Raw genomic sequence first — 11,912 nt, 5'->3', positions numbered from 1 at the left:
GCGTGGTCCCACGATGAGCTCACGCCCCGAGAGTGCGACGAACGTTGTCGATTCCGCGACGCCCCCGGCCCGCACCGCGCTGATCTGGACCGCCCTCGTGCTGGTCTACCTGCTGTGGGGCTCGACCTACCTCGGCATCCGGGTCGCTGTCGAGTCGCTGCCGCCACTCCTCTCCGCAGCGATGCGATTCGCCGCCGCCGCGGTCGTGCTCGCCGTGGTGCTGCGTCTGCGGCGCGGACCCGGCGCGTTGCGGGTGCCCGCGCGTCGCGTCGGCTTCGCCGCGCTCGTCGGCGTGCTGCTGCTGGCCGGCGGCAACGGTCTGGTGGTGCTCGCCGAGTCCGGCCCGGCCGGGACCGCCGTACCCTCCGGGGTGGCGGCGCTGCTCGTCGCCACCGTGCCGCTGCTCGTGGTCCTGCTGCGGACGGCGGGCGGGGACCGGCCGCGACCGTGGACGTTCCTCGGGGTGGCACTCGGCTTCGCCGGCCTCGTCCTGCTCGTGCTGCCCCGCGACGGGGTGGACGGCGTGCCGGTGGCCGGCGCGCTCACGGTGGTCGCCGCCGCAACGAGCTGGTCGGTCGGCTCCTACCTGTCCGGGAAGCTCCGGATGCCCGCCGACCCGTTCGTCGCCACCGTCTACGAGATGCTGGCCGGCGCGGCGGTGCTCGCGCTCGTCGGCGTCGCCCGCGGCGAGCTGCGCGGATTCGGTCTCGCCGAGGTGACCGGGCGGTCCTGGGCGGCACTGGCCTACCTGATGGTGGCCGGATCGCTGATCGCCTTCACCGCGTACGTCTGGCTGCTCGCCCACGCGCCGATCTCCCTGGTGTCCACGTACGCGTACGTGAACCCGGTGGTCGCGGTGGCGCTCGGCGCGCTGTTCGTCGCGGAACCGATCACCTCGCAGGTGCTGCTGGGCGGAGCTGTCATCGTGGTCGGCGTGGCGGTGGTGGTGAGCACCGAGCGACCCCGCCGGTCCCCGCCACCAGCCGTCGACGGGACGGCCGGGGAGCCGGCCCGGCGGTAGCGTCCCGCCCGTGTCGGCGCTGCTGGTGACGGGAAGCGCGCTGCTGGGTGCGGCGGCCGGGTGGGCTTCGGTCCCGGTCGGCCGGTCGTGGGTCACCGTTCCCGCCGGCGGTGCTCCGCGCCGGTTCGCGTTCGCCCTGCTCGGCGTCGTGGTGTTCGGCGGGCTCACCGCCACCCGGGGCGCCGACCCGGCGCTGCCCGCACTGCTGCTGGTCGCCGCCGCCGGGTTGGTCCTCGCGGTCACCGACGTGACGGCGCTGCGGCTGCCCGACCCGCTCGTCGGCCTGGTCGCGCTCGGCGGTGGGCTCGGCCTGGCCGCTGCCACGGCGGCGACCGGTGAGCCGCGCCGCCTGGCCGTCGCGGTGGCCGGGGCCGCGCTCTCCTTCCTCGGGTACGCGCTGCTGGCGCTGCTGCCCCGCGCCCGGCTCGGCTTCGGCGACGTGAAGCTCGCCGCCGCGCTCGGGCTGCCGCTGGGCTGGCTCGGCTGGCCGGCGTTGCGGCTCGGGCTGCTCCTGCCGCACGTGCTCGCCGGGGTGGCGGTGCTCGTCCTGCTCGCCGCCGGCCGGGTACGCCGGGACACACCGGTGCCGTTCGGCCCGGCGCTGCTCGGCGGCGCGTGGCTCGCCGCCGTCCTCACCTGAGAAGTGCCGTCAGATCAACCGGAGCTGGTGGTCCTTCGGACGGCGGGGTTCGGTCGCGTCCAGGCGCTCGAACAGTGCCGGGTCGATCACGTCGAGGAACGGTGTCGGGCGGGTGTCGCGTTCCGCCCCGTGCCGGGCGCGGCGGCCCGCGTGGCTGACGTACAGCCGGTCCTGCGCCCGGGTCAGCCCGACGAAGAACAGCCGTCGCTCCTCGGCCACCGCGTCGTCGCCCGGCTCCGAGCCGGGCCACCGCAGCGGCAGCAGGCCGTCCTCGGCGCCCACCAGGAACACCACCGGGAACTCCAGCCCCTTCGCGGCGTGCAGCGTGAGCAGCGTGACTGCCTCGGCGCGCGGGTCGAGCGCGTCCACCTCCGCGCCGGTGGCGAGCTGGTTGAGGAACAGGTCGAGGTCGTCGCCGCAGCGCCGGGCCAGCGGGGTGAGCAGGTCCACCGCCGTGCGGACGTCCTCGGGGCGTACCGCGCCGGAACCGTCGAGCGTGGGCACGGCGAAGCGCTCGGCGAGGATCTGCCCGGCCTGGCGTACCCGGGCGGCGAGCGAACCGTCGAGACCGGCGTGGCGCAGTTCGCGAGCGATCGCCGGCACGCCGGGACGGTCGCGCAGCCGGTCGTGCGAGCGCTTCTGCACCGGGATGTTCGCCCGGGCCAGCGCGTCCACGATCGGTGCGGCCTGCGCGTCGGTGCGGTACAGCACCGCGATGTCGGAGAAGGACAGCGAGGTGGCCCGCCCGTCGATCCGCCCCGAGTCGAGCGAGCGGTGGGACAGGCCGCCGACCAGTTCGTCCACGGTACGGACCACGAAGTCGGCCTCGTCGTGGGCGGAACTCGCCGCGTACCGGCCGACCAGCGGCGCCTCCGGGTCGAGTCGGGCCGGGTCGAGGCGCCGGCCGCGCACCAGCGACGTCGGCGCGATGGCCTGCACGGCGGCGGCCAGGATCGGCGCCGAGGAGCGGTAGTTGCGGTTCAGCCGGACCAGCCGCGCGTCGGTGAAGTCCTGCGAGAACCGCAGGAAGTAGCCCACGTCGGCGCCCCGGAACGAGTAGATCGCCTGGTCCGGGTCGCCGATCGCGCACAGGTTCCCGTCCGGCGGGCTGAGTAGCCGCAGCAGGTCGTACTGCACCGCGTCGACGTCCTGGTACTCGTCGACGAAGATCCACTTCCACCGCTCGCGGTACTCCCGCACCAGCTTCCGGTCGCCCTTGAGCAGCGCCACCGGAAGCGTCAGCAGCTCGTCCAGGTCGACCAGGTCCCGCTTACGCAGCAACGCCACGTACCGCTCGTCGTCGTCACCGGCCTCGGCGCGCGCCGCCGCCCGGTCCGCGTCGTCGGCGATCCGGAAGTCCGCCGGCAGCCCGGCTGCCGCCGCGTTCTCCCGCAGCACGGTCAGGCCGAGCGAGTGGAACGTGCCGACTGTGACGTCCTCGGCGACCGGGCCGAGCAGCCCGTCCAGCCGGTGCCGCAGCTCCTCGGCCGCCCGCCGGGTGAACGTGATCGCCAGGCACTGATCGGGGAAGACGTTCAGTTCCGCACAGAGGTACGCGATCCGGTGGGTGAGCGTCCGCGTCTTGCCGGTGCCCGGACCGGCCACGATGAGCAGCGGACCACCCGGCGCGGACGCGGCCACCCGCTGCATCGCGTCCAGCCGGTCCAGCAGGCCGGTGCCGACCTCCTCCATCCCGGCGAGCATCGGCTCGAACGGCTCGTGCGGAGACGGCGGCGGCGCGATCGGAGGCGCGGGCGGCGGCGTGCGCTTCGGCTCCGGCCGGGCCGCCGCCGGGCGCTTGGCCTTCGGCTTCGGCGCCGGCTCCGCCGGTCGCCGCTGCGCGGGCACCGGTACGTCGAACAGCGTCTCCTGCCCCGCCCCGGCACCGGGGCCGCCCAGTTCCGCCGGGTCGAACAGCGTGATCACGCCGTACTCTCCGTCGAAGCCCGGCACCCGGCGCACGTCGCCGCGGCGCAGCCGGCCGATGCCCTCCGCGAGCAGCTCGCCGCCGACCCGGCCGATCTCCTCGATCGGGGTACGCGTGAGGATCTCCAGCTCCGGGCCGAGCGCGGCGATCAGCTCGTTGAGCTTGCCCTCGACCTTCTTCGACCGCGCGCCGACCCGGTTCAGCTCGCCCAGGATCTCGGCCAGCGGCACCAGATGGGTCACCTCGCGGGCGTGCGCCGGACGGTGCCCCGCCGGGCGGTCCGCCAGCTCCTCGACCCGGCTGAGCACGCCCACAGTCAGCGGCTTGCCGCACTCCGGGCAGCGTCCGCCCGCCTCGCGGGTCCGCTCCGGCGACCAGTTCACGCCGCACAGGCGGTGCCCGTCGGCGTGGTACTTGCCCTCCTCCGGGAAGAACTCCACGGTGCCTGCGAGCCCGTCGCCGGTCCGCAGCGCTTCGCGGATCGCGAAGTAGTCGCGGGCGGCGGTGAGGACCGTGGCCTCCCGGGCCAGCGCGGGCGGCGAGTGCGCGTCCGAGTTCGACACCAGCTGATAGCGGTCCAGGCTGCCGACCCGCCAGTTCATCTCCGGGTCGGACGACAGACCGGTCTCCACCGCGAAGATGTGCGAGGCCAGGTCGGCGTAGCAGTCGGCGATCGCGTCGAAGCCGGACTTCGAGCCGAGCGCGGAGAACCAGGGCGTCCAGATGTGCGCGGGCACCAGGTAGCCGTCCGGGCTCGCCTCCAGCGTGATCTCGAGCAGGTCGCGGGAGTCCAGCCCGAGGATCGGCCGGCCGTCCGAGCCGAGGTTGCCGATCCGGCCCAGCGCGGTGTTGAACCGGGCCACCGCGTCCAGGTCCGGCAGGTAGATCAGGTGGTGCACCTTGCGCGTGCGGTCGTCGCGCTTGTAGATCGTGGAGATCTCCACGCTCAGCATGAACCGGACCGGATCGGCCTCCGCCGCACTGGCGAGCCGGGGCGGCAGCCGCCGGGCCACGTCCCGCTCCGCCTCGGGCGAGAGCCGGTACAGTCCCGGCTCGGCCGGGTGCAGCGTCTCGCGCAGATGGTCGTACCAGGCGGGATGGGTGAAGTCGCCGGTGCCGAGCACGCCGATGCCCTTGCGCCGGGCCCACCAGGCCAGGTTCGGCAGGGTCAGGTCGCGGCTGCACGCGCGGGAGTACTTCGAGTGGATGTGCAGATCCGCGACGTACGGCGGGAGGCCACCGGGGGGTGCGGCGCTGAACGGAGGCACGCCGCATCCTGTCACGTCCGGTCCCCCGCCCGCCCGTCGCCACGCGTACGGGTGACCTGAGCAATGCGGTGCTGGACTCGGCGGCCCATGCACGCTATTGCGCGCGCAGCTCGACGAGCGTCACCTGGGGAGGTGCACCCACCCGCACCGGCGGGCCCCAGAAACCGGCGCCGTTCGTGACGTAGACCTTCGTGCCGTCGACCTCGCCGAGACCGGAGACCACCGGCTGTTCGAGCTTCACCGCCAGGTTGAACGGCACCATCTGGCCGCCGTGCGTGTGCCCAGAGAGCTGGAGGTCGACGCCGAACTTCGCCGCCTCCTGCGCGGCCACCGGCTGGTGCGCCAGCAGCACCACCGGCCGGCTCGGGTCACGGTCGCCGAGGGCGGCGGCGTAGTCGGCGGGCGCGGCCACCCCGGTGCCGGCGGCGCTCACGTCGTTCACCCCGGCCAGGTCCAGCACGCCGCCCCGGGCCTGGATCTCCTGCCGCTCGTTCTGGAGCACCCGCAGGCCGAGCCGGTCCACCTCGCGGATCCACTCCTCGACGCCCGAGTAGTACTCGTGGTTGCCGGTGACGAAAAAGCTGCCGTACCGGGACTGCAGGTCGCGCAGCGGCTCGGCGGCCTCGCCCAGCTCGGCCACCGTGCCGTCGACCAGGTCACCGACCACGGCGACCAGGTCGGCGTCCATCCGGTTGATCATCGCGACGATCCGCTCGGTGTGCGCCCGGCCGCGCAGCGGCCCGAGGTGGATGTCGGAGACGGTGGCGATGCGCAGCCCGTCCATGCTGCGGGGGAGCTTCGCCAGCGGGATCTGCACCCGGTCGAGCTGCGGCGGACCCATCGCGGTGCGGACGCCGTACCCGGTGACGCCGGCTGCGGTGAGCCCGGCGAAGATCGCCGCCCCGCGGGCGAGCAGCAGCCGCCGGGAGGGGTCGTGGTCCGGCGCGCTGGTGCCGGCCGGCGGCGCGTCGGCCGGGTCGACCGGCGGAGGCGCCGCACCCTCCGCCGACGCCGCGCCGACGAGCACGGGCTCGGGCTCCGGGCCGGCGGCGACCGCCGAGCGGGCCCGGCGGCGCAGCACGAGCCGGGCCACAGCGGTCGGTACCTCCAGCACCAGCAGCAGCACCAGCAGGTAGAACATGAGCGCGATCCAGAGGTAGCCGGGCCAGGCCAGCCAGTACCAGCCGTTGCGCGTGCCCGCCATGGTCACCGGTACGAGCACCGCCAGCGCCACGATCGCCACCCCACCGGCCCGGCGCCACCGCCCGGGCCGCGTGGTGTCCCGGACCAGCCGCTTCCACAGGTAGAGGTGGATCAGGCCGATCACGAGCACGACGAAGCCCAGGAATGTCGCCATGGCCAGCACGTGGGCCCCCCTCAGCCGCCCGCGAAGGGCGGCAGCACGTCCACCGTCACCCCGGCCGGCAACAGTGCCCGTCGATCATGACAGGCCACGCCGTCGACCAGGAAACTCGCCGCCTTCAGCACCACCGCGAGGCGCTCGCCGTGCCGGGCGGCCAGGTCGTCGAGGAGTTCGTCCAGGGACCGGCCGGCGGATGCGGTCTCCTCGGATCGTCCCGCGGCCGCGCGGGCGCCGGCGAAGTAGCGGACCGTCAGTTCCACGCTCAGCCTCCGATCGCCGACATCGAGCGTGCGGGCTGGAGGAACGTCGGGTCGTCGATGCCGTGCCCGGCCCGCTTGGCCCACATCGCGGCACGCCAGCGGCGGGCCAGCTCCTCGTCGTCCGCGCCGTCGCGCATCGCGCCGCGCAGGTCCGACTCCTCGGTGGCGAACAGGCAGTTGCGCACCTGGCCGTCGGCGGTGAGCCGGGTGCGGTCGCAGTCGCCGCAGAACGGTCGGGTCACGCTGGCGATCACCCCGACCCGGGCCGGCCCGCCGTCCACCAGCCACGTCTCGGCCGGCGCCGCGCCGCGCTCGGACGGGTCCGGCGTCAACGCGAACGCGGTGTGCAGGGAGGCCAGGATCTCGTCGGCCGTGACCATCGTCGAACGGTCCCAACCGTGCTGGGCGTCGAGCGGCATCTGCTCGATGAACCGCAGCTCGTAGCCGTGCGCGAGCGCGAACCGGAGCAGCGGGGGCGCCTCGTCGTCGTTCGTGCCGCGCATGAGCACCGAGTTGATCTTCACCGGCGTCAGCCCGGCTTCCGCGGCCCCGGCCAGCCCGGCGAGCACGTCGGCGAGCCGGTCCCGGCGGGTCAGCGCGGCGAACCGGTCCCGGTCCAGCGTGTCGAGCGAGACGTTGACGCGGTCCAGCCCGGCGGCACGCAGCGCCGGCGCCATGCGGGCCAGGCCGATGCCGTTCGTGGTCAGCGAGATGCGCGGCCGGGGCGTGAGCGCGGCGACCGCCGCCACGATGCCCGGCAGGCCCGGCCTGATCAGCGGCTCACCGCCCGTGAAGCGCACCTCGGTGATGCCGAGCCGGGACACCGCGACACCCACCAGCCGGACGATCTCGTCGTCGGTGAGCAGTTGCGGACCGGCCAGCCAGGGCAGGCCCTCGGCCGGCATGCAGTAGGTGCAGCGCAGGTTGCACTTGTCGGTGAGCGAGACCCGCAGGTCTCGGGCGACGCGGCCGTACCGGTCGGCGAGGTCGCCGTCGGCCGTCCGGGGGGCGCTCATCTGTCGACCGTAGCGCGGTCGGGCCCCCGGAGGGCGGCACGGGCGGTGGAGCGGACCGCGTCCGCGTACGCCGCGCCGAAGGTCGCGGTGTGCACGAGCAGCAGATGCAGCTGATGGAGCGGCACCCGTTCCCGCCACCCGTCGGCGAGCGGCCACGCCTCCCGGTAGGCGGCCATGATCCGGTCCAGGTGCGGTGGGCCGCCGAACAGGGCGAGCTGCGCCAGGTCGGTCTCGCGGTGGCCGCCGTGCGCGGCCGGGTCGACCAGCCAGACCTGGCCGTCGGCGGCCCAGAGCAGGTTGCCCGGCCAGAGATCACCGTGCAGCCGGGCCGGCGGCTCGTCGCCGCCGAACTCGCCGATCCGGTCGGCGACCTGCTCGACGAGCGCCGCCCCGGCGCCGTCGAGCCCGCCACCGTCGACAGACATGCGCAGGTAGGGCAGCAGGCGGCGGCGGGCGAACCAGTCCGGCCAGGGGCCGGGGTCGGGCGTGTTGTCCTGCGGCAGCGCGCCGATGAACCCGTGCCAGTCCGCGCCGAACGTGGGCGCGCCGGCGCGGTGCAACCCGGCCAGGTCGCGGCCGAACGCATCCGCGGCCTCCGGCGTCGGCTCGCCGGGCTCCACCCAGCCGAGCGCCAGCAGGTCGGGCAGAGCGACGAGGACATCCGGTACGGGCACCGCTCCGGCCTCGCGTAGCCACCGCAGCCCGGCCGCCTCGGCGGCGAAGAAGCCCTCCGGCAGGGGACGCGCCGACCGTTCCGGCCAGGTCTTGGCGAACACCGAGTTCCCGTCGTCGAGCGTGAGCCGGGAGGCCGCGCAGATGTCACCGCCGGAGACCGGGGTCTCCCGGATCCGCTGGTGGGTCAGGAAGGTCGGCAGGTGCTCCGGGTGTGCCCGCAGGTACGCCAGGTCCATGTGCGCAAGGTAGCGGTTACCCGGACATCCGTGTGCCGAGCGGCACCGCCGATCGCCGCTGAGCTGGGCGGATACGCTCCGTATCTGTGGATGGACCGCGTGTCGTCCACAGGGGCGGACGCGGCGGGGCGCGACCCCGGACGCTTCCGGCATGAACTCCACCGAGCCAGCGCGCCTCTCCGTCCGCTCGCCGGCCGACATGGTCGCGGCCGTGCCCTACCTGCTCGGCTTCCATCCCGCCGACAGCGTCGTGGTGGTCGCGGTACGCGGCCGGCGCGTCGTCTTCGCCGCCCGTGGCGACCTGCCGGCACCGGGTGCCGACCCCGGCCCGGCGGCCCGGCACCTGGCGCAGGTGGTGGCTCGGCAGGACGCCGACGCCGCCACCGTCGTCGGCTACGGTCCGGCCGCCCGGGTGACGGGCGTCGTGGACGCGATCGGCGACGCGCTGACCGCCACCGGCCTGGTCGTGCTCGACGCGCTGCGGGTCACCGAGGGCCGTTGGTTCTCGTACCTGTGCGCCGAGCCGTCCTGCTGCCCGCCCGAGGGCACCCCGTACGACCCGGCCGCCAGCCAGGTCAGCGCGGCGGCGGTGTTCGCCGGTCAGGTCGCCCTGCCCGACCGGGCCGCGCTCGCGGCGCAGGTGTCCCCGCTCGACGGGCCGGTCCGGCTCGCCATGCGCCGTGCCACCGGTCGGGCGCGCCTCCGCCTGGCCGCGCTCACCGGGCGTCCGTCCCCGTCGTCGGGGAGCCCGGGGGGCGGCGTGCCGACCGGCGGCCGCGAGCCGGGCGGACAGTCGCCGGTTCCGACCGGTGGCCCGGGACCGGACGGGGAGTCGCCGGTTCCGGCCGACGGACCCGGATCGGGAGCGGTGCCGCGTGCGGTGCGGACGGCGGGCACTGCGGCGGTGCGGGCCGCCTTCCGCCGACAGCGGCGCGGCGAGCGACTTGACGACGACGAGGTGGCCTGGCTGACAGTGCTCCTCACCCACGTGGCGGTACGCGACCACGCCTGGTCCCGCACCGACGGCCGGGACGCCGACATCAGCCTCTGGACCGACGTGCTGCGACGTGCCGAGGCGGACCTGATCGCCGCGCCGGGCTGCCTGCTCGCGTTCGCCGCCTGGCGCTCGGGGCACGGGGCACTGGCCGCTGTCGCGCTGGAACGGGTGCTGTCCGCCCACCCCGGCTACTCGCTCGCGGTGCTGCTGGACGAGGCGCTCCGGCGGGGCGTCGCGCCGTCCGCGCTGGACGGCCGGCCCGGTTCCGACGACGGCGGGGTGCTGCGGCGCCGCCGACGCCGGCCCCGCCGGTGACCGCTCTCACCCCGTCCGCCGGACCGGACCCGTCTAGGACCGCGGTCAGCCGCCGACGCGCGTCGCCCCGGAGTAGACGTTCATGGTCGGACCGCGCAGGAAGCCGACCAGCGTCATCCCGGCCTCCTCGGCCAGTTCGACCGCGAGCGTGCTGGGTGCGGACACCGCCGCGAGCAGCGGCACGCCCGCCATCCACGCCTTCTGGGTGAGTTCGAAGCTGGCCCGTCCGGAGACCAGCAGCACGTACCCGGCCAGCGGCAGCCGCCCTTCCCGGGTGGCCCAGCCGAGCACCTTGTCCACCGCGTTGTGCCGCCCGACGTCCTCGCGGAGCACGACCAGCTCCCCGGTGGGGGTGAAGAGTCCCGCGGCGTGCAGGCCGCCCGTGCGGTCGAAGGCGCGCTGCGCGGCGCGCAGCCGGTCCGGCAGTCCGGCGAGCAGGTCGGCGTCGACCACCAGCGGGTCGTCCCGCACCGCGAACTGCGAGCGGGTCCGCACCGACTCGATGCTCGCCTTGCCGCACACGCCGCACGAACTGGTGGTGTAGAAGTTGCGCGCCGGGTCGGTCACGGGCTCCGGCACGCCGGGCGAGAGCACCACGTCGACCACGTTGTAGGTGTTCGGGGTCTCCGCCCCGGCGCAGAGCTGCGCCGTGTGCACGTCCTCCGCCGACCGGATCAGCCCTTCGGTGAGCAGGAATCCGATCGCCAGGTCCAGGTCGTCGCCGGGCGTACGCATCGTCACCGCCAGCGGACGGCGTCGGCCCGGCCCGGCCGCGCCGACGCGGATCTCCAGCGGCTCCTCCACGGCCAGGGTGTCCTGGCGGCGGACCCGCCCCCGTCCGTCACCGGCCGCGTCGAGGTCGATCCGCAGCACACCACGCCGATCCGTCGCCCGTCCCATGCCGCCATCCTTCCCGGGCACTCCGCCGCCCGCACATCGCCCCGCACCTTCCCGCCCTCGCCGCCCCGGCCCGGTCCCGGCCGGCCCAGGCCCGATGATCGACACCAGTCCGGCGAGGTGGCGGTATCGGAGGGCCCTGGATGCCACCACTTCGGCGGAAAGCAGTGGATCAACGTCGGAAAGCCGCCAACCACGCCGGGCGGAGGTCCGAGCCGGGATGCGGCGGTCGCGGCTGTGGCTAGGGTGAGGCGGTGACGGGGTACGCGGCGATCCTGCTCGCCGGTGGCGCGGCCCGGCGGATGGGCGGCGTGGACAAGCCGGCCCGCGCGGTCGGCGGCCGGTCGATGCTGCACCGGGTGCTGGCCGCGGTGGCCGACGCGGACCAGCGGATCGTGGTCGGCCCGTCCGGCCCGGTGCCCGAGGGAGTCCGGACGACCCGGGAGGAGCCGCCCGGCGGCGGTCCGGTGGCTGCCACAGCAGCCGGGTTGGCGTTGCTCGACCCCGGTACGACGACAGTCGCAGTGCTCGCCGCCGACCTGCCGCTGCTCACCACCGCAGCCGTGGCCGGGCTGCGACGCGCCCTCGCCGACCCGACTGCCGGACCGGACGACGGCTCGAAGAACGCCTCCGCCGCCGGACCGGACGACGGCTCGAAGAACGCCTCTGCTGCCGGGCCGGACGACGCGTCTGCCGCCGGACCGGACGAGCCCGCGACGGCCGGACCGGAAGACGCTCCGGCCGCCGCCCGGCGGGAGGCGCTGAAGGGTCGGACCGCCGCGCTCGCCTGTTACGTGGACGGGGACGGCCGCCGCCAGCACCTCTGCGCGATCTGGCGGTTCGCGGATTTGCGAGCCGCCCTCGACCGGCTCGCCGCGACGCGGGACGGCTCGCTCGACGGCGCGCCGGTACGCGGGCTGCTGGCCGACCTCGTCGTACGGGAGGTGTCCTGGTCCGGCTCGGGGCCGCCCCCGTGGTTCGACTGCGACACTGACGAGGACGTACGCCGGGCGGAGGAGTGGACGAGATGACGGTGCTGGACGACTGGGTCACGGCGGTCTGCGCCGAACTGGACCTGGACCCGACGGGGGTGCCCGTGCCGATGGTGCTCGACGTGGCCCGGGACGTGGCCCACCAGGTGGTCCGGCCGGGTGCGCCGGTCACGGCGTACCTGCTCGGGCTGGCGGTGGGGCGCGGCGCGGACCCGGCCGCGGCGGCCGAGCGGCTCGGCGCGCTGGCCGGTTCCTGGCCCGTCGACCTGGGCGGTTCCACACCTGGGGATTAGCGCCTCGCGCGG

11 protein-coding genes are annotated in these 11,912 nt (G+C 75.2%); 5 read left to right on the top strand and 6 right to left on the bottom strand.

The annotated features are described in order from the left end of the window. Positions 1-13 precede the first annotated feature (13 nt). Both KSK32_RS11775 and KSK32_RS11770 read left to right on the top strand, forming a co-directional pair. Positions 14-1,021: an EamA family transporter gene (locus KSK32_RS11775; RefSeq protein ID WP_254187024.1), complete on the top strand. Its 1,008-nt coding sequence runs from the start codon at positions 14-16 to the stop codon at positions 1,019-1,021. 10 nt (positions 1,022-1,031) lie between these two features. After that, positions 1,032-1,661 (top strand): A24 family peptidase, encoded by a 630-nt coding sequence (locus tag KSK32_RS11770; protein ID WP_216931236.1) that lies wholly within the window; start codon positions 1,032-1,034, stop codon positions 1,659-1,661. A 9-nt stretch (positions 1,662-1,670) separates the two neighbouring features. Here KSK32_RS11770 and KSK32_RS11765 read toward each other — a convergent pair whose 3' ends face one another. From KSK32_RS11765 to KSK32_RS11745, 5 genes are all read right to left on the bottom strand, one after another. Further along, a complete protein-coding gene (locus KSK32_RS11765; protein ID WP_216931235.1) occupies positions 1,671-4,856 on the bottom strand; it encodes a UvrD-helicase domain-containing protein in 3,186 nt (1,061 codons plus the stop codon). Between the two features lie 94 nt (positions 4,857-4,950). After that, complete coding sequence (locus tag KSK32_RS11760; RefSeq protein WP_254187023.1) at positions 4,951-6,213, bottom strand: metallophosphoesterase; 1,263 nt, start codon at positions 6,211-6,213, stop codon at positions 4,951-4,953. Positions 6,214-6,233: 20 nt separating this feature from the next. Then, positions 6,234-6,479: a MoaD/ThiS family protein gene (locus KSK32_RS11755; RefSeq protein WP_013289332.1), complete on the bottom strand. Its 246-nt coding sequence runs from the start codon at positions 6,477-6,479 to the stop codon at positions 6,234-6,236. Positions 6,480-6,481: 2 nt separating this feature from the next. Then, complete coding sequence (moaA, locus tag KSK32_RS11750) at positions 6,482-7,495, bottom strand: GTP 3',8-cyclase MoaA (RefSeq protein WP_216931231.1); 1,014 nt, start codon at positions 7,493-7,495, stop codon at positions 6,482-6,484. Further along, positions 7,492-8,406 carry a fructosamine kinase family protein gene (locus KSK32_RS11745; protein WP_216931229.1) on the bottom strand — a complete coding sequence of 305 codons (915 nt, stop codon included), beginning with the start codon at positions 8,404-8,406 and terminating at the stop codon, positions 7,492-7,494. The genes moaA and KSK32_RS11745 overlap by 4 nt, the downstream gene beginning before the upstream one ends. A 151-nt stretch (positions 8,407-8,557) precedes the next feature. On the opposite strand from KSK32_RS11745, the gene KSK32_RS11740 reads away from it, so the two are divergent. Then, positions 8,558-9,718: a DUF4192 domain-containing protein gene (locus KSK32_RS11740; RefSeq protein WP_216931227.1), complete on the top strand. Its 1,161-nt coding sequence runs from the start codon at positions 8,558-8,560 to the stop codon at positions 9,716-9,718. 45 nt (positions 9,719-9,763) lie between these two features. Here the strand turns inward: KSK32_RS11740 and fdhD are convergent, their stop codons facing one another. Next, the gene (gene fdhD, locus KSK32_RS11735; RefSeq protein WP_216931225.1) at positions 9,764-10,618 is read right to left on the bottom strand and encodes a formate dehydrogenase accessory sulfurtransferase FdhD; all 855 of its coding nucleotides are present in this window, start codon (positions 10,616-10,618) and stop codon (positions 9,764-9,766) included. 251 nt (positions 10,619-10,869) lie between these two features. Between fdhD and KSK32_RS11730 the strand changes: the two genes are divergently transcribed. Both KSK32_RS11730 and KSK32_RS11725 read left to right on the top strand, forming a co-directional pair. Next, complete coding sequence (locus tag KSK32_RS11730) at positions 10,870-11,646, top strand: molybdenum cofactor guanylyltransferase (RefSeq protein ID WP_216931224.1); 777 nt, start codon at positions 10,870-10,872, stop codon at positions 11,644-11,646. Beyond that, on the top strand, positions 11,643-11,900 hold the full coding sequence (locus tag KSK32_RS11725) for a DUF6457 domain-containing protein (protein ID WP_216931222.1): 258 nt from the start codon (positions 11,643-11,645) through the stop codon (positions 11,898-11,900). The genes KSK32_RS11730 and KSK32_RS11725 overlap by 4 nt, the downstream gene beginning before the upstream one ends. The last annotated feature ends 12 nt before the right edge of the window (positions 11,901-11,912 follow it).

The sequence above is a fragment of the Micromonospora sp. WMMB482 genome (assembly GCF_019038635.1).
Taxonomy (GTDB): Bacteria; Actinomycetota; Actinomycetes; order Mycobacteriales; family Micromonosporaceae; genus Micromonospora; species Micromonospora marina.
The sequence above is the reverse complement of the archived record's forward strand: the minus strand, read 5'-3'. Positions and strand labels throughout refer to the sequence as shown.